Raw genomic sequence first — 24,064 nt, 5'->3', positions numbered from 1 at the left:
GGCTCAGGAGGAGCTTGCAGCCGACAGACCCAAGGTGCGCCGTGTCAGGTAGCTCGCAATTCGATGACGGAAGTTCTTCTTGCCAACGACCAGTGCCTCGATCCCGGTGGGGACTTGCGTGAGGCAGCGGTAGCCATCGCGCGTTACCAGAACGGTATCGGAATGGCGATAGCCTCCAACGCCGCTGGCATAGATTCCCGGCTCGACGGACACCAGCGTGTTCTCGGCCAAGACGTGACTACTGCCAACAGCGATCCACGGCGGCTCATGGTTGCCCAGCCCGAAGCCGTGCCCGCATCGATGCAGCCGAGTCCAAAAATCTCCAAAGCCCTCAGCGTTCAAGAACGCATTGACCGAGGCGTCGATTTCTGCGCAAGCTACGCCGGGGCGAATCATCTTGAAAGCGACCTCTCGGGCGCGAACCATGGTCGCGAAACGCTCGCGCTCCTCCTGCGTCGGGCTGGTAGTGAAGAACGTGCGTTCACACTCGGCCGCGTACCCATTGACCCGCGTCAACACCATCGCCACATGCGGCCCCGCGCCCAGGCGATCATCGATGCGAGGGATCGAGTGGGGCTCGGCGCGACGTGGACGGTCGCGCGTGATGACATGTTCCGGCGCATCGCGGGGTTGGACGGCGACCTCGAAAAGGCTTCGACGTTCTTGAGGCTCAATTTTTGCGTGCTGCGAGGGATGGCGCTCTACGACACCTTGAACATTTCTGATCCCAACGAGCCAGTGCTTGATCTTTGGATCTCAATGGCAAAGCGGCACCTGGCGGAGCAAAGCTAGTCGGTCGCGATCTTGTTGGCAGAACTATCCAAGTCGGGCGAACCGAACCGCACGTCGTTCCCAAACTGGACCCGCGAGTACGCCGCACCGATCAGACCGCACCGGCCGTCGCTAAGCGTTGGGCGGCGCCTGAACTGGCGCGGCAGGCAAGCTCCGCGCATGCGCCTTCAGGCAGTCGATGAAATCCATGAGAGTGGCCGAGATGTGTTCCCGGTTCCAAACCACGGTGATCGGCCCGAAGCGGATGTGCGAATCAATGGCGATCTTCTTTAGCAGCCCCAGTGAGGCCAGGTGATCGGCCATGGATTCCGCACACACGCCGACATAGTCGCCCTTTTGGAGCAGTGCCTGCATCATGGCCAGCGAGGCGGTTTCTGCCTTGGGCACCAGCCACGATGCTTGTTGCTCGATGAGGTAGGCATCCATCTGGATGCGAGTGAGCGTGCCAAGGGGCGGCATCACCCATTGCTCCCGCAGCACGTCGGCAAAGCACGGCGGCTGCTCGCTGTCCCAGTGCTTGCTGCCTTGGCCGATGACGATGCTCACGTGGTCGTCGAAGAGCACGTGGTGCGCGAGCTGCGGCTGGTGCGCCCTTGCATCCAGAACGCCGATCACGGCGTCCATGGCACGCGTGTCCAGGCCCTTGAGCAGATCGTCGAACAACCCCTCGTGAATAGACACTGCCACATCGGCATGGCGCTGCTGGAACGCGGTCACAGCTTCGGGCAGGCCGCCGGCGATGCCCGCCCAGACGCTGCCCACGTTCAGCCGCGGCACGAGTCCCGCAGCCACCGCATGCATCTCGCGGCCGGTGCGGACGACATCTCCCAGCACGGTGATGGCCAGCCGTTTGAGCAGATGCCCCGCAGGCGTCAACTGCACCTTGCGCCCGCGCACCACCAGCGGCGTGCCTGCCACGCGCTCAAGCTCGGCCAGCCAGTGCGACATGGCAGATTGCGTCATGTGCAGCCGCGCCGCCGCCTCGGTCAGGGTGCCCGCCTCGTCCAGCACCAGGAAGGATTCCAGATGCCGCACCTTGATGCCTCGCGCCCAGGAGAGGCCTTCTGCACGCTCGATCATGAGTAAACCTTCATGACTCCATTTTGCATTTTCACTAGGTAGATGACAGGGTTGTCATGAAAATTACTTCATCTTTTTATGCCAGACCTCAGAGGAATTCCTGTGCCTGAAGCAATCACGAACGTCTCCAAGATCCTGATGGGTGTCGCGGTCGCGGCCGCCGCGATCACTGCGGCCACCACCGCCACAACCGCGTACGCGCAAGCCTCCTACCCCAGCCGGCCAGTGCGTCTGGTCGTATCGCAGGCCCCGGGCGGCAGCAGCGACACGATCGCACGCCTGTGGGCCGATCACGCAGGCAAGGCCATCGGCACCACCATCGTGGTGGAGAACAAGCCCGGCGCGGGCGGCATCATTGCCGCGCAGACGGCGCTGAACGCGCCGGCCGATGGCTACACGCTGCTGCTGGGCAGCGTGTCGCTGATGGTGCTCAACCAGTTCACCTACAAGCCGCTGCCCTACAACCCGGAGAAGGACTTCGTGGGCGTGACCATGCTGACCACGGTGCCCTTCGTGCTGTCGGCCAACCCGGCCACGGGCATCAAGACGCTCAAGGACCTTACGGAAAAAGCCAAGGCGGCGCCGGGCAAGCTGAACTTCGCGTCCGCCGGCCTGGGCAACTCCACCCACCTGGCGGTCGAGCTGGTGAGCAATGCCCTGGGCATTTCGATGACCCACATCCCTTACAAGGGCGAGGCGGACGGCATCCTGGCCACCATCGGTGGGCAGACCGAAGTAATGTCACCGGTGTATGGCACGGCGCTGCCCCACATCAAGAACCACAAGCTCAATCCACTGGCCGTGTTGTCGCCGCAGCGCACCCCTGAGCTGCCCGACGTGCCCACGCTTGGCGAGCTGGGCGTGAAGGGCTTCGACAACATGGGCTGGAGCGCCGTGGTGTCACGCGCCGGCACGCCGCCCGAGATCGTGGAAAAGCTCAATAAGGCGACGGCGGCTTTCCACAACAGCCCCGAGGTGCAGGCAAAGCTCAAGAGCATGGGCGTGATTGCCATGTCAGGGCCCTCCGCGCTCGTCATGGAGACGGCGGCGCGCGATGCCAAGGCCTGGGGGCCCACGCTCGGGGCGCTGAACCTCAGCGCCAAGTAAGCCGGCGACGCGCAACACAAGTCATGAAAAAAGAAGCAATGGTGGTCTGCCCGCAGCCGGAGGCCGCTGAATCCGGCATCGACATCCTGCGCGCAGGCGGCAACGCGGTGGACGCCGCCGTGGCCACCGCGCTGGCGCAGACCGTGGTCGATCCGCTGATGTGCGGCATCGCAGGTTTTGGCACCGCCGCCGTGTACCTGCCGGGCGCGCAGGTGCACGAGTATTTCGACTTCCACTCGCCCGCGCCACTGGCGGCCAGGGAAGACATGTGGGAGCACCTGCTGGAGGGCGAGACCAAGGACGGTTTCGGTTTCATCCTCAAGGGCCGCGTCAACGACATCGGCCCCCAGTCCATCGGCACGCCCGCCACGCTCAAGGGCCTGGAAGCCATGCACCAAGCGCACGGCCGTCTGCCGTGGCGGCAAGTGGTGGAGCCCGCCATCCGCTGGGCCGCGGACGGCTACTTCGTGCGCCCGGGCATGCACGCATTCTGGACCGACGAGCCCACCATGGGCCGCGTCGGCAACCTGGAGCGGCTGCAGTACTGCGAAGACAGCCGCCAGCTGTACTGCCGCCCCGACGGGCGCCCCAAGCCCATCGGTGCGCCGCTGCGCAACGAAGGCATGGCCGCCGTGTTGCGTCAGATTGCCGAGGAAGGCGCGCGCCCGTTCTACGAGGGCGAGCTGGCGCACAAGATGGTGGCGCACCTGCAGTCCCTGGGCGCGTTGATCACGCGCGAGGACCTGGCCCGCTACGAGGTGCAGCGCAACGCGCCGCTGGTGGGCCGCTACCGCGACCGCACCATCACGACCAACCAGCCACCGGGCGGCGGCGCCATGCTGCTGGAGATGCTCAACATCCTCGAGCACTTCGATCTGGCGAGCCTGGAGCACAACAGTCCCGCCTACCTGCGCACGGTGTGCGAGGCCATGAAGAAGGCCACGATCGACAAGGACCGCTGCATCGGCGACCCGAAGTTCTTCGACGTGCCGCTGGACCACTTGCTGTCCAAGGACATGGCCCGCGACGTGGCCGAGCAAATCCGCACCGGCCATCGCTTCAACGTGGAGCGCGTGAACCCCGGTGCGGCCGTGCCGCGCGACACCACCCACCTGAGTGTGGTGGACGCCGACGGCAACGCCGTCTCCCTGACCCACTCGCTGGCCATGCCCTCGGGCGTCATCACCCCCGGCATGGGCTTTCTGTACAACGGCTGCATGGGCGTGTTCGACCCGCGGCCGGGCCGCGCCGGCAGCATCCAGCCGGGCAAGAGCCGCTTCACTTCGTCATGCCCCACGATGACCTTCAAGGACGGCGAGCTCGACGTGGTGCTCGGCGCGCCCGGTGGCACGCAGATCGCGATGGGCGTGCTGCAGGTGCTGGTCAACGTGATCGACCACGGCATGGAGATGCAAGCTGCCGTGTCGGCACCGCGCTTCTCTTCCACCAGCAACGCCATCGACGTGTGCAACCGCGTTCCCCGATCCACCACTCGCACGTTGGAAGCACAGGGCTACGCCATCGGCCGCAACCCGTACAACTACACCATCGGCTGGGTGCACGGCGTGCAGGTGCAGGCCGATGGCCTGCATGGCGGCGCCGACCCTGGCCGCGATGGCGTGGCGTACCGGCTGCGCATGGATCCTGCGCGCTGACCGGTTCGGTGCGAATTGCTATCGACGCGCTGGAGGGAACTGAAAAGCCGCTGATGCCTGGCCGATTGTTGTTCCGTCGCGTGGTCAGTGCGCACGCGCTTCGGGAACGTCCGGTCCTGGCCGTGTCCGGCCTCCCAAAGTAGCCCATCTAGAACATCGAATTGTTCCGCACCGACGACAGGTGTTTTAGGCGTTCACAACGTATGTGCCTGCAGCATGGTCGCCGAGGCGTCTGTTTTCACGGCCGAGGGCAAATAGCCAATCAATGAAGCCCAGTCCATTAAACGCGTTGCGGACTAGAGAGCGAGGCAGGCTGCATGAGTCACCTGTAGCCCTCTCCAAAACCTTGATCTTGAGGAGTCGCTTCCCGAAGCTTTGACCGTTCAGGCCATCCTTGAAAAACAAGTATGCCAAGGCTACCCCGATGGATGCGTATCCAACCAAATCAGAGAAGGTCTTCGGGGTGTACAGATATATTGGGAAGTTCACACCGAACAGCACGAAGAAGAGTCCGGCATAGTCGAGTGTCGCAGCTACAAATCGCCTCCACAGCGGAGCCAGCAATGACTGGTCGAGCGGGCGCAGCGCAGAGGCGCTGGCAGGCACTGTAGAAAAAGAGTGCGCAACATCCCGCGACGCCAATTCAGCTTCGAGCACGACCTTGGCCTCAGGCGTCAGGTCAGTCGAGCGAAGACGGATCAACTCGTCGGTTTCAAGGCGGTCGTAGTATTGCCTGAGATATGCGGCGTCCATGTTTCCCTCTGTCAATTCGGATTCTTATATGCCGACGCCAAAAGACGGCACTTAGTCGATTGTTATCTAAGACTCGGTCAGCGCGCACGCGCTTTCAAGGGCCGAGGCCGACAGGCCGCTTTTGGCTGATAGCGCCATCTCTGGACGGGCGGCAGCATTCTCAACGAATGTTGATGTCGTTCACGCGGGTGCCGATGGGCAAATTTCGAGTCTGGTCGAGCAACTGCGTCGAAATCTCCCAGTACACCTCAAGGTTCACGAGTTCAAGGTTGTCCGTTGTGTCAGAGCCTCCCAGGAAGAGAGGCCGCTTGTAACCGACACATTGGCTGATGTGAGGCGCAGCACCGCCCGCTAATCGCCATTGCTTGTAGAAGCTTTCGGCCAGCGCCTCTTCCCTGTGCTCGACGAGTTCGGCGTCATGGAACGCAACGAGATGACAGGGCACTTCAAGCGCTTGCCCCGTTCCCGGCTCCAGCATCACGACTGCCGGTCTGCCGTCGACGCGACGACCTGAGTCCAGCGCAAACAGTCGGCCCAGCCAATCGGCTCCGAACGGTGTGACTCGGCCTGCGAAACCAGGAAACGCGTTGGTCGCCCGCTTGGCCCAACGCGCTACGGCGCCAGCTGAAATGACGCGATATATGCCCTGGTCGAAAGAGCTTCCCCCGTACTGCTCCAACAGCTGGTCCACCTCCAAGTTCCCCGACCTCGGAGCGGTTCCCACGGAAGTGAGGTCTTTGCGCTTGTCTCGCTGGAACGCATCCCTAAAGATTTCGAACACTGGAAGTCCTTGAACTCGGTGTGTGACGCGGCCACCGTCCGCTTCCGGGTAGATTCTGGTTCATCGCTGAGTGACCGGTTCTGGCCGAAACATGAACTGCGCTTGAACTACTGCGGTAACTTGGAGTCAGCTACGTGATAGGTGCCATCGCACGCTCCACAGAAACAGCTTAGTCGCACCAAGCTTTCCGAGGTCTTGACCCTCAGTTCAATGGGCTGTTTACACAATGGGCAGGTCGACAGAGGTTTTGGCCCGTTCTGTTGTACGCCTCCAGGACTGAACGCACGACCGAGGCGGCGTCCAGCTGCCGCTTGACAGCAGCGGCGGGCTCCTCCGGCGCAACCCGCTTGATGAAGTAGCTCACGAACACCAGAAAAAGCACAATGCAAATCCCGAGGACTGAGATGCCGAACAAAAACATCTGCTCTCTTATGCTAGATCTTTCACCGATGCATTTGGTTCGACAGGATCGCCAACTGTAGCCAAGGAGAGACGTCTGTCGGGCACTCCTGAGAAAATTGGATGCTCATGGCGAATTCCGCTTTTGGCCGACTGTAGCCGGTGGGGCAAGCGTCAGGTCCCGAGGGCAGCCCCACGCTGGAAGCCTCGGACAAGCCCGGGAAAGTCATCAGCTACTTTGATGGCAACGTCTGGTGCCATTCCAATCATCGGCAGCATGAAGACGGCGCCGGCCTCGTCGAAGGCGTAGATTTCACCACCACCATTCCCGGCGAACGCCACGAAGCCCGGAGCGTATGCGCCAACTTCCATCTCAACGTTGGCGGTAGTCACCTCGTCCTCGGCCCAAAGGATGATGTACTGCTCCTCGTCATCCATGACGACGAAGCCCTCGAACACGCCGTTCGCGTTGATGAATGCTCGGTAGGCAGCAGGCAGGTGACTGGTCATCGTGGGTGTCTGGTTATGGCCGGATCCGGCTGTTGGTCGCATTCTGCACGTGCCCGCCGTGCCACGCCTGGCCGCAGCGCCGATCGGGCGACCCGCCGCGCTGGCCGACGAAAGCGCAATGGCGCGTTGACGAAAGATGAGTGTCGTTCCGCAGACAGCGTTCGGCACGCGGATGCCGCGATCTGCGGCCGCCGCACCTGCGATGAGGCGGTGCCGGGGTGCGTGCCGATGGATCGAAGCGGGGCGTAGGCCGACGCCCTCGGTGAAAGAGACCTGCGTTCCTCTATGACAGTGTTGGACTCGGGACCGTTCTTTCACGGCACGAAGGCGGATCTGCGCGTGGGCGATCTGCTCACCGCGGGATTCACGTCCAACTACAAGGACGGCCTCGTGATGAATCACATCTACTTTACAGCGCCGAGCAAGGGCGCCGGCTTGGCCGCTGAGATTGCGAAGGGCCCCGGCAAGCCACGGGTCTATGTCGTCGAGCCGACCGGCGAATTCGAGAACGATCCCAACGTGACGGACAAGAAGTTTCCTGGAAATCCGACGCGCTCATACAGAAGTCGGCATCCGTTGAAAGTCATCGGTGAGATCGATTCCTGGGAGACCTTCGATGCCGAGTTCATTCGGGAACTGCGGCGCCGTGTGCAGGAGGGCATGGGGGAAATCATCAACTAAGTCCAACGTGACTGGAAGAGCCTGCACAGCCACCGTGTGCGCGCACTGCTCGCCATCATCCTGCAACGCATGTGAGTGGATGGCGGGGGAATGAGTCCCTGTGTGTCTTCTGACGTGTGCACAAGGAGCGTCACGAAGCCGCGAAATGCGAGTTCTGAGCACCAGAGCACTGGATGAGTTTGGCGAGCCAGCCGCCTTCGACGTGGCAATACGGCATGTTTCTACACAGCCTTGGCCCTTTGCAGACATAGACATCGGCAAATAGCAGCCGCTCGGTACCTGCTGGTGCCGAGCGCGGAAGTGCACGCTGCGACAGGCGCAGATATAGCTGGCAGCGCCCACCACGTCGAAGTCCGCCGGGTAGGCGACGCCCTTGCTTTGAAGAGGAGTTTGGGCAGGGGCAGCAGGTTGGCCTTGGCGTCTTAGGGGCAAACGATCTCCCGCAGCAGAAACGGCGGCGATGTCTATTACTACTTTCGGGTAGTTGAATCGTCTGTTGCAAATGTTACATTGCGCCCGTTTTTGCGCATTTGTCGAGGATCGTCGGAATGAACCGTACTTATCGCGTTGTGTGGAACGGCGTGTTGGGTGTCTGGCAGGCCGTGTCGGAGCTTGCTGCATCGCCTGCGCGGCGCTCGACAGTCGAAGGAAGCCGCAAAGCGAAGCGGCTCGCGGCGGCCGCGTGCCTGCTCACGCTGGTCGCCGTGTCCGGCGGTGCCTGGGCTCAGGCTGCGGGCGGCGAGACCTTCGTCGGCCTTGGCGGCACAGGCGGCCAGGGCGGCGCAGGCAACGGCAGCGGCGGCGGCGGCGGCCGCCTCGGCGAGTTCCCCGAGACCAACGGCCTGGCTCCGTCAGGCGGCACGGGGGGCGATGGCGGCATCGGCGGGGGCGGGCTTGGCGGAACGGGCGGTGCCGTGGGGGCGACCAGCGTGGCCGGCTCGGTCACGGGGGGCTCGGGAACCGACGGCACGCCCGATGGGGATCCGGTCTACGGCGGTGGCGCCGGCGGTGGCGGCGGTGCTGCCGTGTACACATCCGACACGGGCATCACCGTGTCCGGCAGCACCATCCTGCGGGGCGGCAATGGCGGTGCCGGCAGCGTCGCGCGGCTGGCCGGCGGCGGTGGCGGTGGCGGCGCGGGCCTGCAGTCCACGGCGGCCGGCGTCAACCTGAACAATGTGGGGCAGACGATCGGCGGCAACGGCGGCGCGGGTGGTGTTGGCCAATGGGCCGGCGGCGGCGGTGGTGGCGGCGACGGCATCGTGCTGCAAGGCGGCGGCGCGACCGTCGCCAACAGCGGCGCGTCCGTCGGCGGTGCCGGAGGCATCGGCACCGTCAGCGGCGGGTTCACCGGGACGTCGTCATTCGGCGGCGAGGGCGGCGCGGGCCTCGCGCTGGAGTCCAGCAACAACTCGGTTTCCAACACCGGCTCGCTGACGGGGGGCGCGGGCGGTGCCGGCGGCATCGCCGTGCGTTTCGGCGTGGGTGGTGCCGCGCTGCGCGTTCGGGGCGACTCGAACACCATCGTCAACACGGGGACGCTGACGGCCGGCATGGGCGGCGACGGTGCCACGCGCGGCGACGCGGTACGGATCACCGGCAACGACAACCGGCTCGAACTGCGTGCCGGCTCGACGATCACCGGCCTGCTGAGGGTGGTTTCCGGCACCGGCAACGTGCTGAGGCTGGCGGGCGACACGACCAACGGGACCACTTCGCTCGACGCCGGCACCTACAGCGGCTTCGCGCGCTACGAAAAGACCGGTGCCAGCACCTGGACGCTGACCGGCATCAACACCGGCCTGACGCCCTGGTCCGTGCGTGGCGGCGCGCTCTCCATCGCCGACGATCGTGCGCTCGGCAATTCGAGCGGTGGGCTCACGCTCGACGGCGGCGCGCTGAACGTCACCGGCGACACCACCGCCACCCGCACGGTCGCACTGGGCCCGGGAGGTGGCACCTTCGATGTGAACCTGGTCCGTACGCTGACGCTGAACGGTGAAGTCTCGGGCGACGGAGCGCTCCTGAAGACCGGCCAAGGCACGCTGGTGCTGGGCGCGGCCAATGCGCACACGGGCGGCACCTCGGTGGCAGCGGGCAGCCTGCAGGCGCTGGCGACCGGCGCGCTCGGCACCGGGCCGGTGTCGGTGGCCGGCAACGCCTCGCTGCTTTTTGGCGGCAATGCCGACGCGGGCGGATTGACGATCACCGCCGCCGAGCGCGGGCCCCTGCCGACGGACAACGCCGGCTTCGTGCAGTTCGGCGGCAGCAGCTCGGCCGGGAATGCCCGCCTCGTGATGAACAGGGATGCGTCGGCCGAGTTCAGGGACAACGCCTCCGCCGGCAACGCCGTCATCGAAAATCGCGGCGGACTGACGAACATCGTGTCCAACGCCACGGCCGGCAGCGCGCGCATCACCAACTTCGCCGGCGGCCAGATCAATCTGCTGGACGACGCCAGTGCGGGCCAGGCGACCTTCATCAACGAAAGCGGCGGCCTGATCGACATCTTCGGCCGCGCGACCGCCGATCAGGCCACCGTGGTCAACAACGCGGGCGGACGCCTGCGCATCCGTTCGCTGACGGCGGCGGGAATCTCCATCGGCTCGCTGTCCGGCGCGGGGGATGTGATCCTCGGCGCCAAGACGCTGAGTACGGGCGGACTCAACGGCGACACCGAAGTCTCGGGCGTGATTTCGGGCACCGGCGGCTCGCTGGTGAAGGTGGGCACAGGCACGCTCACGCTCTCGGGCGCGAACACCTACACGGGCGGCACCGCGCTCAAGCAGGGCCGGCTCAACCTCGGCCATAGCCAGGCGCTGGGCACCGGCGCGCTCGCGATGGACGATGGCACCACCCTGGGCTTCAGCGCCGACGGGCTGACGATCGCCAACGCGATCCAGCTCACGGGCAACAACGATCCGGTCATCGACACCGGTGCCTTCAACGCGACCCTGAGCGGGGCGATCAGCGGCGGCGGCTTCATCACCAAGGAAGGCACGGGCACGCTGACGCTGTCCGGCGCCAACAACTACACCGGCGCCACCAACATCGCGCAGGGCACGCTCAGGGCGGGCGCCGCCAACACCTTCAGCGCGGCCTCCGCCCACAGCGTGGCCTCGGGCGCCACGCTGGACCTCGCAGGCTTCAGCCAGACAGTGGCCTCGCTGGCCAACAGCGGTACCCTCTCGCTCGTGGGCGCAACCGCGGGCACCACGCTCACGGTCACGGGCGCGTACGTCGGGAACAACGGCGTGCTCAGGCTCGGCACCGTGCTCAACGGCACGGGACCGTCCGACCGCCTGGTGCTCGACGGCGCTACGGCATCCGCAAGCGGCCGGACCACGGTGCAGATCGCCAACCTCGGCGGCCTGGGGGCGCTCACCAGCGGCAACGGCATCGAGGTGGTCACCACGAGCAACGGTGCTACCACGACGGCCCAGACCACCAAGGACGCGTTCAGCCTGGCCAACGGCCACGTGGATGCCGGCGCCTACGAATACCGCCTCTACGCGGCCGACGCGAACGGCGCCGGCGAGAGCTGGTACCTGCGGTCGAGCACGATCGCATCACCCGCGGCTCCCACGCCGGTGATCACCTACCGCGCCGAAGCCTCGCTCTATTCCGCGCTCCCCGGTCAGCTGCGCCAGGGAAGCCTCGCGATGCTCGGCGACCTGCGCAAGCGCGTGGGCGACGACGATGTGAAGGGCACCACGACCACTCCGACCGGCTCAGATCGCCGCGCCTGGGGCCGCGTTCTGTCCACCGACGTCGACATCCAGCAAGGCGGTGCGGTATCGCCCACCAGCAAGGGCCGCCTCACCGGCATCCAGGCCGGTACCGACCTGCTGGCCATGCCCAACTGGCGCGCGGGCCTCTACGTCGGCCAGCTCGATGGCGACGCCAGCGTGCGCGGCTTCGCCAGCGGCATCCTGAACCTGGCCGTGGGCCGCAACGACCTGCGCAGCCAGTACCTGGGCGTCTACGGCACCTACACCAGCGATAGCGGTTTTTACGCCGATGTCGTGGTGCAGTCGGGCCGCCATCGCTACTCGGTCGAGCCTCTGGCGAGCCTGGGCGTGAGCGGCAAGGGCAACAGCCTGCTGAGCTCCATCGAGGTGGGGCAGTCCTTCGCGCTGGGCGGCGGCGGCTGGCGCGTCGAGCCGCAGCTGCAGCTGATCCATCAGCACATGGATCTGAACAACTCCGCCATCGTCGGCGCCGTCGTCCAGCCTCAGGCCGACAGCGGCTGGATCGCCCGCGCGGGCGTGCGGGTCAAGGGCGAGATCGCGACGGGCGTCGGCATGCTGCAGCCCTACGGCCGCTTCAACGTCTACCGGACGTCCAGCGGCGCGGACATCGCCCGCTTCGTGAACGGCGCGACCACCACCGACATCTCCGCGCCGACCGGCGGCACGAGCACCGAACTCGCGGGCGGTTTCACGCTCGCACTGGGCCAGTCGACCAGCCTCTACGGCGAAGTCGGCAAGCTCTGGGCGAGCGGCGGCAACGCCAGGATGAAGAGCTCGATCAATGGATCGCTGGGTGTTCGGGTGAAGTGGTGAGGCTCTGCAGTTGGGCGACCACAGCCGCCTGGCCTTCATGCAGATGTGCTGTACGTGGCGTACAGAGCATCCTTGCCGTCTCTTCGGGGGCCCGCAGATCCAGTAGTGCTCGCCTGTCTCAACGTCGAAGTAATTCGACTTGAATCCGTTCCCCTTGAGGCAACGAAAAAGCCAAGCCTACGTAGTACAGCGTCGCCCCGGACTTCGAGCAGGTAAGTCGGCCGATGCGAGCTGGTCCTGTCAGACCACCCGACGACGTCGCTTCAATGTACATGATGCGGCTCTTCATAAAGTTGTGCTCTCGTGAAAAGTGGGAGGTCGGTGGGAATGGCCGGTCTTGGCCGACTGTAGCCGGTCGAGGCTCCGTCGTGCTGGGGCCCGTAGCGGTCCTACCACTCAGCGAGAAGCGGCCGCTCAACAAGAATGCCGAGCTGCTTGGCCGTTCACCACCATCACTGCTGCTTCCTCTGTCGTGCGATCTCAAGTAATCGATCTCGGTTGACCTTCAGACTTGCATCGCAAGCATCAATGGCATTCATCCACAATCTGAATTTTTCTTGCGTGGTGCCTCCACGATCGGATCGACCAGTCTCAGCTTGAAATCGAGCGATAGCTTCGTCAGTTTGAGTGCTCGCATACTCACGGCTGGTAAGTGCTACAGCGCCGCCGTTATAGATCAAAGACTTCTTCTTCCAGCCAGCAATTGATTCCTTATTGGCTGGATCAGCGCCGTCTGGAACACTAGAGATGAACATGGCCACTACCGAACAGTACGAGAGGTCGATCGCAAGTCTCTCATCCGCAGTCTGCGCGATGGAGCCGGGACAACTCAATAGCGCGGTCAAGAGAACAATCAATGACCCATTGCGGTTCATATCGAAGTCCCATACATAGAAAAACAAATCAAGAGAAGTGGAAATCTTCCCCGCTCTGCGAACGACTGCTCCTGGCCCGACTGTAGCCTGTCGCCTCTCTGGTTTTTCAAGCTCATGGCAGTACTAGGCGTTGCTCCGAGCCGTCACTCAAGCGTTACCTGGGTCGACACCATCATCGGCGGCGCTCCGAGTACAACTTGTCGGTGGCTCTGCCGATCGTCTCGCCGAGACACTGCATGAGGTACGCGGAAAATTTGCCGCGAACATAGATGCCCCAGTCTTTTCGGGGCATGACTTTCGATGAGGCCTCGTCATCGTTTGAAAGCGCCAGTTGAAGCAGTTGGTCCGCCTTCATCATCGCGTCTGTACAGCTGCAAACGCCTTCCGGGGTGGCCATTGCTGTCCTGAGAATGGGTTGAAGGTCGGGATCGGCGAGGGTTTGTTTGGCGGACGAGAGGCAGGCGGCCGCTACCGCGTCAGAGCGCTCGGTCGAGACGGTCGGTTGTGCTGCGGCAGCCGTGGTCAGGATCGGCCAGAGGGTCCACACCACTATGCGCAGTGAGAGTTTGAAGATGGTATTCACTTGGCCGTCAGTGTTCATCCAGGGGCGTTCGAAATCGCCATATGACACCGTAGTTCAAGGCCGCTCGGCAGCTCACAACCACTCGCCTCGGCCAGAGCTTGAAGGAGAAGGGAGACAGCGACGCGCTTATCTTCTGGCGATAGAGGGCCCCGCGGAGAGTAGAGGCACACCGTTTTCTCCTTGAGATGAATCGAAGTCCGCAAGTTGTCGCCTCTGGCAAGAAGCACAGTGCCAACAGCCGTTCCCCATGAGGGTGGAAGATGTCGAATGACTGCCTCTGCTTCACTGCGGGCTAGGCAGTGGTCTGCGCCGTTTTGAATTACAACTTTCACGGCTTCCTTTGGCTCACAGCATGCATGGTTCGCCGACCGTCGCGGTCGGCGCGTGATGCTTGCGCGCAACCTGCTGGTGACGCTGCGCAGTTGGGACGTCGCGCGGGCCGCCAAAGACGTTGCTGCTGAAACCGGTTTGGAGCACCGCCCGGTGGCAGAAGGGCAGCGCGTGGTAGGCATCTAACGGCGCAGCGTCGTGCTCACCAGCGGGCGCTACGCCATGCTTGATCGCGGCAGAGGGTTCAGCCTGGTGCCCTGGAAGCCGGTGATCGAGCAGCGGTTGGCGCGCAACAGATCGCTGCTACGGTATATCGCAACGGGGTGTCGTGGGAACTGGGCCGGCGGAGAGGGCTATGAGATGAAGTCACTGCGAGGCGTCTTTGCTGAATCCAACGCGATTCTGCGACTGGGCAGAAGACGTCCGTGATCTCGTGCTCCATGGAGCAGCCAGTCGTTCCCCCAAATGAAACACACGCTTTCGCAGCCAAATATGCGCGGGATCGTGCTCGTTTCGGCGGTGCCAGAGAGCACGAAGCGCGGCGGTGGGTGAGGTATAGGGGAGTGGCTTGACGGTGAGCTTGCTGCCGCGCGTCGCGAATGCAGCGGCAAGGGGCGCGGGCAGGATAGATAGCATGTCGCTCTCCGCGAGCAGCCCCGGTATCGCAAGGGAGTGGGGGACGGCAAATCGATATCGAGGCTTCAGTGATTTCGCGTGCAGCGCGGCCTCGAGTGATCCGCGATCAAACATCTCGGACTGACGAGCGAGGCCGCGCTCCACAATGTATCCGTCCACTGCTCCTTCCTCCGCGCCCCCCAGCGACACGATGATGAGGGGGTAGTTCGAAAGCGACAAGACATCCAACTTCTGCTTGCACAGTGGATGGCCGCTGCGCATGATGAGTACGTCGTGCTGAAGCCAAACGGACTGGGACTGCAAGCGTCCAGGAACGCTCGCGAAGACGCCCAGCGCCAAGTCAATTTTCCCCACATCGATCTGCTCCGCTAGGTCGAGGCGTGTGGAAGGGCGAATGACGATGTTGATGCCTGGGGCAGACAGTGCAAGCTCTCGGGAGAGTTCGGTGATGAGGACGGAAGTTACGTAGTCATTTGCCGCGATAACAAACTGGCGTTCCGACACTGCGCAGTCGAACGGCTGTCCTCCCAGCGCGTCGTAGACGTTGCGTAGTGCAGATTGAAGGGGGGCGGAAAGCGCAAGCGCGCGTGCCGTCGGCTCCATCCCGCGCGCAGTTCGAATAAACAACTCATCCCCCAGTGCATCACGAAGGCGGCCCAGTGCGTGGCTGATGGCGGATTGACTGAGGTTCAGGCGCTTGCTTGCGCGCAAGAGGTTTCTCTCCTCGAACACCGCATCAAATACGCGGAGGAGGTTGAGGTCGACGTGTTGCTGAACCTTTTTCACGGTATGAGAGAGTCAGAGGTGTACGCGAAGTATCCGTCAGACGGCACCATATTGCATAACGTGCATAACGGTTGTGAAAAACTTGCGCTTCCGCTTACTCATGGCGAAGACAAAAATCGCGCTCAGCGGAACCCAACTGAAAACAGGATCACATGAGCGCTCTGATAGAAATCCGGAACGTTGGGAAGGGCTTCCCGGCTTCGAATGGCGAGGAGTTCGTCGCGCTGAAGGACGTGACGTTGGAGGTTCGAGAAGCGGAGTTCCTGGCGCTTCTCGGCCCCTCAGGAAGCGGCAAGTCGACGTTGCTACAGATCGTTGCGGGGTTGGCGAGCGCGGACCGGGGAGAAGTGAAGTTCGAGGGCCGAGCGGTTCAAGAGCCGCCTGAGCGAATGGTCTATTTGTTTCAGCAGTACACCAAATCCCTTTTACCTTGGCGCACGGTTGAGCAGAACGTCGCCCTGCCGCTGGAAGAGCGAAGGGAGGTGACAAAGGCGCAAAGACGCGAGCGCTGTCAACACTACCTCGAACGCGTGGGACTGTCGTCGTTCGCGGGCCATTACCCGTGGCAACTGTCGGGAGGGATGCAACAGCGAGTTGCGATCGCTCGCGCGCTAGCGGCGGAACCGCGAGTGCTGCTGCTCGACGAGCCGTTCAGCGCCGTGGACGCGTTGACGCGATTGGAGTTGCAGGCGTTGGTATTGGAGCTGTGGAAGCAGCAGCAACTCACGGTAGTGATGGTGACCCACGATGTCGATGAGGCGGTCTTCATGGCTGATCGCATCGCGCTGTTGTCAAAACGCCCGGCTGTGCTTGAGCTAGTTCTGGCCCCTGTGCTCGATCGTCCCCGCGACCCCATTTCCACTCGTGAACAGCCTGAATTTCTACGTGTTCGACATGAGCTTCTTGGTCGCCTGCTGAACACGCACGGACAGGCGGATAGTGTTCATGCGTAGCTGGACGGTTCGGATTCTCATGTCGGTGATTTCATTCACCGTGATCCTTGCAATGTGGCAGTGTGCCAGCACGCTGCGATGGGTGAATCCGGTGCTGCTGCCGGCGCCAAGCGCGATCGCACCCGTCGCAGCAACGTTGTTGGTGACGGGAGAATTTTGGGGGCCGCTCGTGCAGACGCTGTGGTTGCTGTGCGTCGGATACGCGGTGGCTTGTGTGGCGGGTGTTCTGGTTGGGTTGCTCGTGGGGCGGAGCGAGAGAGCGTACTGTCTTCTGGAGCCGCTGATAGAGGCGATTCGGCCGCTGCCAAAGCCCGCTCTAATTCCGATCTTTTTCTTGTTCCTCGGGCCCGGCTCGGGAATGAAGATCACGATGGTTTCGCTTGCGGCCTTCTTTCCCGTGCTCATCAATACGATGCAGGGCGTTCGGGGCGTGGATCGTGTGCTTCTCGACACGGCAAGAACGCTGGGGCTCTCATCCTTCAGCCTCACCAGCAAGATCATTCTTCCAGCTGCCTTGCCCCTCATCCTTGCCGGCATGCGCGTGAGCCTGGGGCTAGGCTTGGTGCTTGTGATACTTGCGGAGATGCTGGAGGCAGACAGCGGGGTCGGATTCCAGGTTCTGGACTTGCAGCGCTCCTTTCAAGTCAAAGAGATGTATAGCTGGATCCTTGTTCTAGCCGTAGTCGGGCTGTCGCTGAATAGCGCATTCGAGTGGGTCGAGAAGCGCTTGACACCCTGGCATTCGCGCTAGTTTGAACGAACAAAGCGTAAGCATCTTCCTTCTTCATCGTCAATATTGGAGGTTCTATGAAATGCTATGCACGCGCGCTCTCGCAGGGGCTTCGCATGATGGCGGGGATAGCGATCGGCGCATGGTTCTGCGCAAACGCGGTGGCGCAGACTCACCTTCGCGTCACTTACCTGCCAACTCTCGACGCGGTGCCCATGTTCATGGCGATGGAGAAGGGGTACTTCAAGGAGGAGGGGGTTGTGGTTCAGGCCACCCCTTCGCAGGGTGGCGCGGCGGCGATTCCTGGCCTGATGGGAGGTGCGTATGACATCACGTTCAGCAATGTCGTTTCGACGCTTCTAGCGCAGCAGCAAGGTTTCAAGCTCCGGGTCATTGCTGCGGGCACGAAGAATGACCCTAACGTCAAACCCGTCACCGGATTGCTCACGCGCAAAGCAGACGGCATCAAGTCCGGGAAGGACTTCGAGGGAAAGTCAATCGCTGTGAACACACGCAACGGTGTCATATGGCTGTTTGCGCGGTCTTGGGTCAAGAAGACAGGCGGGGATCCTTCCAAAGTAATGTTCAAAGAAGTGCCGTTCCCGCAGATGGGCGATGCATTGAGGAACAAGCAGGTAGACGGCATCTTCACCATCTCCCCCTTCGCCGATTTCGCTATGAAGGAGGGTGACGTGGTGCGTGCAGCCGATCCGTACACCGAGGTGCAGCCGACGGCCGATATCGGCCACTTCGTGGCGACAGAAGACTTCTTCCAGAAGAATCAAGAGGCAACTCGCAAGTTCGGCCGAGCCCTGCGCAAAGGAGTGCAGTATGTCAACGCGAACTTCAAGGCCCCGGAGACGCAGAAGCTGATATCGACAGTGACCAAACTGGCGCCGGAGGTCGTCGCTACGCTGCCGCAGATGGTGATGCCGGAACGTGTCTATCCGGAGGAATATGCCAAGACGATGGCGTTGATGGTGGATGCGGGCTTGCTCAAGTCCAGCGTCGATCTGTCGTCGATGATCGATCCGGCGCAAACCAAGTGAACGCGGCGTCGACGATGAGTCGTCCGGATTCGGCGGCCGCACCGACGGCCAGGCGTACGAAGCGAGGGCGGTCTGACTGGACGCGGACGCGGGCGACGGGTTTCATGCTGATTGCGTCACTGCTCGTGCTCTGGGAGATCTCTGCGCGGTGGGGTTGGATCGTCAGCGAAAACTGGCCCCCCGTCACGCAGATTGCAAAGGCATTGATTGGCGCGATGAGCTCTGGAGAGTTATTGTTTGCGATGCTGGCCACGCTCTACCGTGTCATCTTGGGCTTCGCGATGGGATCGGTGCTTGCGGTGGCACTGGGGGTTCTATTGGGACGCAGCCCACTGGCGGATCGTCTGATCAGACCCCCGATCGAAGTGCTGCGCACGATGCCTGGACCCGCCATCCTGCCACCGCTCATTCTGCTGCTCGGCGTCGAAGAGGCACTGAAAGTCACAGTCATCTCGCTCGCTAGCTTCTTTCCGGTCTTTGTCAATGCGTATGCGGGCGTCAAGGGTACGGATTTCACTTTGCTCGACACCGCCCGAACCTTTCGTCTCGGTCGTTCTGTCACGCTTCGTCGCATGCTTCTGCCTGCTGCGCTGCCATCGATCATGGCTGGGATGAGGATATCGATTTCGATCGCCCTGACCGTCGCAGTGATTGCGGAAATGATTTCCGGTGCCAGCGGCGTGGGCTACTTCCTCATGTCGATGCAGTATGCGATGCGTGCCGACGTCATGTACGCGGCGGTGGCCCTGTTGGCGGTGGTGGGCTACGCATTGAATCGAATATTCGTGGCCGTCGAGGGTCGAGTTCTGTTCTGGAGGTCACGTTGAAGCACGAGGAATACATGAAGCACGACGCGCTGTCGCTGGCCGAACTCGTGCGAAGGCGCGAGGTATCTGCCGCGGAGTTGCTGGAGACCGCCATTTCGCGCGCGGATGCCGTCAATCCGCAACTCAACGCGATTGTCTTGAAGCACTACGACATGGCCAGAGAGGCGATCAAGCATGGGTTGCCGGAAGGCCCGCTCACCGGTGTCCCATTCCTGGTCAAGGATCTCTTCATTGAAATGCAGGGAACCGTGACCACAAATGGAAGCTGCTTCCTCAAGGAGCGTGTAGCGTCCTCGGATAGCACGATTGCGACGCGGTATCGGCAGGCTGGGTTGGTCACTTTCGGGAAGACCCACAGCCCGGAGATGGGCAGCGCGCCTTCGGCCGAAACCAGGCTGTGGGGGCAGACGCTCAACCCCTGGAACCTCGCGCTGAGCCCGGGTGGATCCAGCGGGGGATCGGCTGTGGCCATCGCTGCGGGGATCGTTCCGGCCGCGAATGCTACAGATGCAGGAGGCTCCATTCGAATCCCGGCCTCCTTGACCGGCCTGTTCGGCCTGAAGCCGACGCGAGGTCGCGTACCGCTAGGGCCTGCGAGGTTCGAAGGAGGAGGCGGGATAGCCACGCTACATGCGATCACGCGGTCGGTTCGGGACAGTGCGGCATTGCTTGATGCAGCTTCAGGAGCAGAACCGGGCGCGTTATACGGCGTGCCGTTCCCCATCAACGCATTGGCCGCTACTGGGCGTGATCCGGGCCGACTGCGCATTGCAGTCAGCATGAAAGGCATGTCGGACGGAACGTTGACGGACGCATGCAGGTCCGCGGCTGAAGACGCGGCGAAGAAGTGCGAAGCGTTGGGGCACGAGGTTGAGTACGCGGATGCGGAGCTGGATCGAGAGCAGTATCGGCGCGCGCGCAACGTTCTTCTGTCGTCGACGATGACTGGCGCGATTACAGGTTTGCAGCGACTGCTTGGACGCGAAGCGGGTCCGGATGACTTTGAGCCCGCCACCTGGAAGCTTTATGAACAAGGGTTGAATGTGCGAGGGCATGAAGTGCTATGGGCACGTGAAGTCATGTTCACGCTGCATAGGCAAACCACGCAGTTCATGCGGCGCTATGACGTTGTGCTGTCCCCTTCGCTGCAAGCAGGGGCGCCGCCAGTGGGCTCTCTCAACTCTTTAGATGCCTCGCCAGAAGCGGCAGAGCGTATTGAGCGCTATATCGCTTACACGTTGCTCTACAACATGACCGGGCAGCCGTCGATGTCCGTTCCACTTTACTGGACCGTGGACGGCATGCCGATCGGAGCGCTTTTTACGGGAAGGTTCGGTGCGGAGGAAACGCTTTTCTCGCTTGCGGCGCAACTCGAAAAGGCTCATCCGTGGTTCCATCGACTGCCCCTGGAGCCCTACGTTGAACGCCGCACTTGAGCGTGTTAGCGCATGCTTCTATTTGGTTCGCAAGAGAGCTCAGAGACAGGATGGATGGTGATGGACGACGCAAGAGATCAACTTATCGCGACCAGCGTGCCGCTTCTGCATGAGATCCGAAATATGACCGCCAACGCGGATACCGAGCGGTGGCTGAACTCGGAACATGGACCGGGCACGCAGATCTATGACCAACTTGCCGCGCTGATCAAGCGGGGCGTGGCTGAGGGTTGGGCTGCGAACATCGAGGTGGACGGACCCAAGTACCGCCGCAGCCGCATTCATGAGCCCGACGCCTCGACGGGCTATTTCAGCATCACGGCGGTGTACATGGACAGTTCGGGGAATACACAGAACAACCCTGAAGGCTCCTTGCGCGGCCAGTATCACTCGCACCCCTATGGCGAGTTCAATATGGTTGTTCCGCTGACTCCGCAAGCTGCCATCGCGGGCCCTACCGGGTGGTGCCACGAGGGGTGGACCGCCCCGCCACCTGGCAGCCACCACTATCCGGAGGTCAAGGGCGGCGCACTGATCGCGCTCTTCTTTTTGCCAGCTGGCCGAATTTCCTACGACATTCTGCCGCCGACGGCCTGAGCGTCTCGGTTTGCCAGCCATGTAGCAGGCAATGGCGCGCTGAACTCCATAGGAACCTGCGAGAAAAGAGACAAGACAATGACGTTGGGACTGATGCAGAGCCAGGGGCTGCTTATTTCGATGCTTCTCGAGTTCGCTGAGCGACACCATAGCGATGTCGAGCTGGTGTCTCGCCGCGTGGAAGGCGATGTCCATCGATATACATGGGCGGAAGTGGGGAGGCGTGCACGGCAACTGGCCCGCGCGCTTGACGGATCGGGCCTGCCACCCGGCGGCCGGGTGGCGACGCTGGCTTGGAACGGTTATCGGCACGTTGAGCTTTACTACGGTGTAAGTTGCTCCGGCCGCATTCTGCACGCCGTCAATCCGCGGTTGCACCCGGATCAGATTGCCTGGATCGTGAATCACGCCGAAGACGAGGTGATGTGTTTCGAAACCACCTTCCTGCCCATCGTGCAGGCTGTGCACTCGAAGTGCCCTGCGGTCAAACATTGGATCGCCCTTTGCGACGCCGACAGGCTGCCCAGGGATTCAGGAATTCCCAACTTGCAAAGCTACGAGGCCTGGGTCGGCGCGCAGTCCGCAGACTATGTGTGGCCGGTGTTCGACGAAAACACTGCATCGAGCATGTGCTACACGAGCGGCACCACGGGCAACCCGAAGGCCGCGCTGTACAGCCACCGATCCACCGTGTTGCACGCTTACGCCGCAGCGCTCCCGGACGCAATGAATCTGTCCGCGCGCGACGCGGTCTTGCCGGTCGTGCCGATGTTCCACGTCAACGCGTGGGGTATTCCATATTCGGCCGCGTTGGTGGGCTGCAAACTCGTGCTCCCGGGTCCTGCGTTGGACGGCAAGTCGGTCTACGAGCTCATCGAAGCCGAAGGTGTGACTTTCGCCGCCGGCGTGCCCACCGTGTGGCAGATGCTGCTGAATCACATGAAGCCGGGCGGGCTGAAGTTCGGCAAGCTGAGCCGCACCGTCATCGGTGGCTCGGCCTGCCCGCCGGCCATGATCACCACCTTCCAAGACGACTATGGCGTCGACGTGCTGCACGCCTGGGGCATGACCGAGATGAGTCCGCTAGGAACGCTGTGCGCGCTCAAGAACAAGCATCTGCGCCTGTCGAAGGACGCGCAGATGAAGATCCGTCTCAAGCAAGGCCGGGCCGTCTTCGGCGTGGACATGAAAATCGTCGGCGATGACGGCAAGGAGCTGCCCTGGGACGGCAAGGCCTTTGGCGACTTGCTGGTCAAGGGGCCGTGGGTGGTGAAGGAGTACTTCAAAGACGAGGGCGGCAACCCGCTCGTCAACGACGAGCACGGCGTGGGGTGGTTTCCAACCGGCGACGTGGCCACCATCGACCCTGACGGCTACATGCAGATCACCGACCGCAGCAAGGACGTGATCAAGTCCGGCGGCGAGTGGATCAGCTCTATCGAGATCGAGAACATCGCCATGGCGCATCCGTCCATTGCCATGGCGGCTTGCATAGGAATGAAGCATCCGAAATGGGATGAGAGGCCGATCGTGGTCGTGGTGAAGAAGCTTGGTGCGGAAGTGACGCGCGAGGAAGTCCTGAAGTTCTACGAAGGCAGGACTGCCAAGTGGCAGATTCCGGACGATGTGATTTTCGTCGAGGCGATTCCGCTGGGAGCCACCGGCAAGATGCTCAAGACGCGCCTGCGCGAGCAGTTGAAAGACTATGAGCTGCCGATCATGGAGTCCGCCGCGAACAAGTGGGCATGAGTCTTTCCCGTTTCGGCCGGCGCCGCGCTGTTTCCCCGTGGCCAGTAGTGGGGCAGCCGAAAACTAAGGCTCGTAGCGGCATCAAATCCGCGGCGTCGCAGCGTTCCTGTCGTTTCGCAGAGCCTCGTGCTTTTGATGGATCGGCGGGTCGAATTGCCTACGCCGATGCCGCGATCACAGCGGCAAGCCAAGAAAGAGCGGAAGACGGGGAGTCCATCAGATACATGCAGAAAGGAAGTCATGTCCAGCAGAACCATAGAGCAACTCAACGACATTGAAGAGATCAAGCAGTTGAAAGCGCGCTATTGCCGTCTGATTGATCAGAAGAAATGGGACGAGTTGCAGGGCAATTTTCTGGAAGATGCAGTTATTGAGATTTCAGGCGCACCGGGTGGCGCTGACGACACGCAGAAATTCACGTCAGCGCGTGAATTCATCGAAGCCTTGCAGAAATTGATGGGGCCGTTGGTCTCAGTGCATCAGGTGCATGCGCCGGAAATCGAGCTTTCGGACGAACAGAACGCTCGGGGCACGTGGGCCGTTGCCGATAGGCTTTTGTTTCCTAGCGGTAGCCCTCTCAAAATCCTTCAAGGCTGGGGCATCTATCACGAAAGCTATAGGAAAGTTTCCGGGCGTTGGCAGATCGCCAGCGTTCGGCTGGAGCGCCTTCTGGTTGAGCCAGTTGAAAATCCGGATTCAGAAAGCCCCAAGAGGGTTGCGATGAAGCTGTTGGAGTGTTTAGACGGTCAAAACTTGGACGGCATTCGGGATCTGTTTTCCGATAAGGTCGAATGGTTCGTGCCGGGATCGAGCGAGTTGCCGTGGGCCGGCCAGCGCAAACTCGGAAGCCAAGCCCCTGATTTCTTCGCAGTGATGTGGCCCTACTACGTGGAAGGCAAAAGCTCGGCGAGCGTCAGTGACATTCTTGCCGACGGCGAGAACGTAATGATCGTGGGCACTTTCTCGCACGTCATCAAGCGTAACAACAAGTCCTTCACAACGCCCGTTGCCCTCCACTTGAAGGTGCGCGATGGCAAGATTACACATCTTCAACTCTACGAGGACACCCTGCTTATCAGCCAGGCGTTTGATTTTTCTGCTGGCGCGCCGGCCGTCCGGCCCGGTGATGTTCCCAAAAGTCTGCAGTCCGGCCCATAAGAAGAATGTCCCCTGCTGACATTCATCGCGTC

At 62.3% G+C, this 24,064-nt stretch carries 20 protein-coding genes and 1 pseudogene; 13 read left to right on the top strand and 8 right to left on the bottom strand.

Features of this window, described 5'->3' with window-relative positions:
* Nucleotides 1-3: 3 nt before the first annotated feature.
* Together V9L20_RS27340 and V9L20_RS20055 are read right to left on the bottom strand one after the other, a co-directional pair.
* The gene (locus V9L20_RS27340) at nt 4-546 is read right to left on the bottom strand and encodes a M24 family metallopeptidase (RefSeq protein ID WP_443098611.1); all 543 of its coding nucleotides are present in this window, start codon (nt 544-546) and stop codon (nt 4-6) included.
* A gap of 357 nt (nt 547-903) precedes the next feature.
* Nucleotides 904-1,872 carry a LysR family transcriptional regulator gene (locus V9L20_RS20055; RefSeq protein ID WP_337297917.1) on the bottom strand — a complete coding sequence of 323 codons (969 nt, stop codon included), beginning with the start codon at nt 1,870-1,872 and terminating at the stop codon, nt 904-906.
* A gap of 102 nt (nt 1,873-1,974) precedes the next feature.
* Here V9L20_RS20055 and V9L20_RS20050 point away from each other — a divergent pair, with 102 nt between their 5' ends.
* The gene (locus V9L20_RS20050) at nt 1,975-2,979 is read left to right on the top strand and encodes a Bug family tripartite tricarboxylate transporter substrate binding protein (RefSeq protein WP_337297916.1); all 1,005 of its coding nucleotides are present in this window, start codon (nt 1,975-1,977) and stop codon (nt 2,977-2,979) included.
* 23 nt (nt 2,980-3,002) lie between these two features.
* The gene (ggt, locus tag V9L20_RS20045; RefSeq protein WP_337297915.1) at nt 3,003-4,634 is read left to right on the top strand and encodes a gamma-glutamyltransferase; all 1,632 of its coding nucleotides are present in this window, start codon (nt 3,003-3,005) and stop codon (nt 4,632-4,634) included.
* A gap of 186 nt (nt 4,635-4,820) precedes the next feature.
* Here the strand turns inward: ggt and V9L20_RS20040 are convergent, their stop codons facing one another.
* From V9L20_RS20040 to V9L20_RS20030, 3 genes are all read right to left on the bottom strand, one after another.
* A complete protein-coding gene (locus tag V9L20_RS20040) occupies nt 4,821-5,387 on the bottom strand; it encodes an RDD family protein (protein WP_337297914.1) in 567 nt (188 codons plus the stop codon).
* Nucleotides 5,388-5,547: 160 nt separating this feature from the next.
* Complete coding sequence (locus V9L20_RS20035) at nt 5,548-6,168, bottom strand: T6SS immunity protein Tdi1 domain-containing protein (protein ID WP_337297913.1); 621 nt, start codon at nt 6,166-6,168, stop codon at nt 5,548-5,550.
* Between the two features lie 573 nt (nt 6,169-6,741).
* The gene (locus V9L20_RS20030; RefSeq protein WP_337297912.1) at nt 6,742-7,077 is read right to left on the bottom strand and encodes an SMI1/KNR4 family protein; all 336 of its coding nucleotides are present in this window, start codon (nt 7,075-7,077) and stop codon (nt 6,742-6,744) included.
* A gap of 285 nt (nt 7,078-7,362) precedes the next feature.
* On the opposite strand from V9L20_RS20030, the gene arr reads away from it, so the two are divergent.
* Together arr and V9L20_RS20020 are read left to right on the top strand one after the other, a co-directional pair.
* The gene (gene arr / locus V9L20_RS20025; protein ID WP_337297911.1) at nt 7,363-7,758 is read left to right on the top strand and encodes an NAD(+)--rifampin ADP-ribosyltransferase; all 396 of its coding nucleotides are present in this window, start codon (nt 7,363-7,365) and stop codon (nt 7,756-7,758) included.
* A 548-nt stretch (nt 7,759-8,306) separates the two neighbouring features.
* Nucleotides 8,307-12,323: an autotransporter outer membrane beta-barrel domain-containing protein gene (locus V9L20_RS20020; protein WP_337297910.1), complete on the top strand. Its 4,017-nt coding sequence runs from the start codon at nt 8,307-8,309 to the stop codon at nt 12,321-12,323.
* A gap of 452 nt (nt 12,324-12,775) precedes the next feature.
* Here the strand turns inward: V9L20_RS20020 and V9L20_RS20015 are convergent, their stop codons facing one another.
* Both V9L20_RS20015 and V9L20_RS20010 read right to left on the bottom strand, forming a co-directional pair.
* A complete protein-coding gene (locus V9L20_RS20015) occupies nt 12,776-13,198 on the bottom strand; it encodes a hypothetical protein (protein ID WP_337297909.1) in 423 nt (140 codons plus the stop codon).
* Between the two features lie 172 nt (nt 13,199-13,370).
* A complete protein-coding gene (locus V9L20_RS20010; RefSeq protein WP_337297908.1) occupies nt 13,371-13,799 on the bottom strand; it encodes a hypothetical protein in 429 nt (142 codons plus the stop codon).
* 345 nt (nt 13,800-14,144) lie between these two features.
* On the opposite strand from V9L20_RS20010, the pseudogene V9L20_RS20005 reads away from it, so the two are divergent.
* Nucleotides 14,145-14,470 (top strand): annotated as a pseudogene (locus tag V9L20_RS20005) (DUF3363 domain-containing protein); the annotation flags it as partial.
* 7 nt (nt 14,471-14,477) lie between these two features.
* Here the strand turns inward: V9L20_RS20005 and V9L20_RS20000 are convergent.
* On the bottom strand, nt 14,478-15,533 hold the full coding sequence (locus V9L20_RS20000; RefSeq protein WP_337297907.1) for a LysR family transcriptional regulator: 1,056 nt from the start codon (nt 15,531-15,533) through the stop codon (nt 14,478-14,480).
* 152 nt (nt 15,534-15,685) lie between these two features.
* Here V9L20_RS20000 and V9L20_RS19995 point away from each other — a divergent pair, with 152 nt between their 5' ends.
* The 8 genes from V9L20_RS19995 to V9L20_RS19960 all read left to right on the top strand — a co-directional run bounded on the left by V9L20_RS19995 (nt 15,686) and on the right by V9L20_RS19960 (nt 24,032).
* Nucleotides 15,686-16,486 (top strand): ABC transporter ATP-binding protein, encoded by an 801-nt coding sequence (locus V9L20_RS19995; protein WP_337297906.1) that lies wholly within the window; start codon nt 15,686-15,688, stop codon nt 16,484-16,486.
* Nucleotides 16,479-17,237 carry an ABC transporter permease gene (locus V9L20_RS19990; RefSeq protein WP_337297905.1) on the top strand — a complete coding sequence of 253 codons (759 nt, stop codon included), beginning with the start codon at nt 16,479-16,481 and terminating at the stop codon, nt 17,235-17,237. Before V9L20_RS19995 ends, V9L20_RS19990 begins: the two co-directional genes overlap by 8 nt.
* A 56-nt stretch (nt 17,238-17,293) precedes the next feature.
* A complete protein-coding gene (locus tag V9L20_RS19985) occupies nt 17,294-18,265 on the top strand; it encodes an ABC transporter substrate-binding protein (RefSeq protein WP_337297904.1) in 972 nt (323 codons plus the stop codon).
* A gap of 104 nt (nt 18,266-18,369) precedes the next feature.
* On the top strand, nt 18,370-19,092 hold the full coding sequence (locus V9L20_RS19980) for an ABC transporter permease (protein WP_337297903.1): 723 nt from the start codon (nt 18,370-18,372) through the stop codon (nt 19,090-19,092).
* Nucleotides 19,089-20,528 carry an amidase gene (locus V9L20_RS19975; protein WP_337297902.1) on the top strand — a complete coding sequence of 480 codons (1,440 nt, stop codon included), beginning with the start codon at nt 19,089-19,091 and terminating at the stop codon, nt 20,526-20,528. Before V9L20_RS19980 ends, V9L20_RS19975 begins: the two co-directional genes overlap by 4 nt.
* A gap of 54 nt (nt 20,529-20,582) precedes the next feature.
* Nucleotides 20,583-21,125, top strand: a complete 543-nt coding sequence (locus V9L20_RS19970) for a 4-hydroxylaminobenzoate lyase (RefSeq protein WP_443098609.1) — start codon at nt 20,583-20,585, stop codon at nt 21,123-21,125.
* 78 nt (nt 21,126-21,203) lie between these two features.
* Complete coding sequence (locus V9L20_RS19965; protein WP_337297900.1) at nt 21,204-22,874, top strand: 3-(methylthio)propionyl-CoA ligase; 1,671 nt, start codon at nt 21,204-21,206, stop codon at nt 22,872-22,874.
* Nucleotides 22,875-23,114: 240 nt separating this feature from the next.
* Entirely contained in the window at nt 23,115-24,032 is a 918-nt protein-coding gene (locus V9L20_RS19960; RefSeq protein ID WP_337297899.1) for a nuclear transport factor 2 family protein, read from the top strand.
* Nucleotides 24,033-24,064: the final 32 nt, after the last annotated feature.

This window comes from Variovorax sp. CCNWLW225 (assembly GCF_037204045.1).
Classification (GTDB): Bacteria; Pseudomonadota; Gammaproteobacteria; order Burkholderiales; family Burkholderiaceae_C; genus Variovorax.
The sequence above is the reverse complement of the archived record's forward strand: the minus strand, read 5'-3'. Positions and strand labels throughout refer to the sequence as shown.

What these genes read in the sequence shown, in the direction of transcription:
- V9L20_RS20055 (WP_337297917.1), bottom strand. Translation starts at nt 1,872, where the DNA reads ATGATCGAGCGTGCAGAAGGCCTCTCCTGGGCGCGAGGCATCAAGGTG.
- ggt (WP_337297915.1), top strand. Translation starts at nt 3,003, where the DNA reads ATGAAAAAAGAAGCAATGGTGGTCTGCCCGCAGCCGGAGGCCGCTGAA.
- V9L20_RS20040 (WP_337297914.1), bottom strand. Translation starts at nt 5,387, where the DNA reads ATGGACGCCGCATATCTCAGGCAATACTACGACCGCCTTGAAACCGAC.
- V9L20_RS20030 (WP_337297912.1), bottom strand. Translation starts at nt 7,077, where the DNA reads ATGACCAGTCACCTGCCTGCTGCCTACCGAGCATTCATCAACGCGAAC.
- arr (WP_337297911.1), top strand. Translation starts at nt 7,363, where the DNA reads ATGACAGTGTTGGACTCGGGACCGTTCTTTCACGGCACGAAGGCGGAT.
- V9L20_RS20020 (WP_337297910.1), top strand. Translation starts at nt 8,307, where the DNA reads ATGAACCGTACTTATCGCGTTGTGTGGAACGGCGTGTTGGGTGTCTGG.
- V9L20_RS20015 (WP_337297909.1), bottom strand. Translation starts at nt 13,198, where the DNA reads ATGAACCGCAATGGGTCATTGATTGTTCTCTTGACCGCGCTATTGAGT.
- V9L20_RS20010 (WP_337297908.1), bottom strand. Translation starts at nt 13,799, where the DNA reads ATGAACACTGACGGCCAAGTGAATACCATCTTCAAACTCTCACTGCGC.
- V9L20_RS19995 (WP_337297906.1), top strand. Translation starts at nt 15,686, where the DNA reads ATGAGCGCTCTGATAGAAATCCGGAACGTTGGGAAGGGCTTCCCGGCT.
- V9L20_RS19990 (WP_337297905.1), top strand. Translation starts at nt 16,479, where the DNA reads ATGCGTAGCTGGACGGTTCGGATTCTCATGTCGGTGATTTCATTCACC.
- V9L20_RS19985 (WP_337297904.1), top strand. Translation starts at nt 17,294, where the DNA reads ATGAAATGCTATGCACGCGCGCTCTCGCAGGGGCTTCGCATGATGGCG.
- V9L20_RS19980 (WP_337297903.1), top strand. Translation starts at nt 18,370, where the DNA reads ATGCTGATTGCGTCACTGCTCGTGCTCTGGGAGATCTCTGCGCGGTGG.
- V9L20_RS19970 (WP_443098609.1), top strand. Translation starts at nt 20,583, where the DNA reads ATGGTGATGGACGACGCAAGAGATCAACTTATCGCGACCAGCGTGCCG.
- V9L20_RS19965 (WP_337297900.1), top strand. Translation starts at nt 21,204, where the DNA reads ATGACGTTGGGACTGATGCAGAGCCAGGGGCTGCTTATTTCGATGCTT.
- V9L20_RS19960 (WP_337297899.1), top strand. Translation starts at nt 23,115, where the DNA reads ATGTCCAGCAGAACCATAGAGCAACTCAACGACATTGAAGAGATCAAG.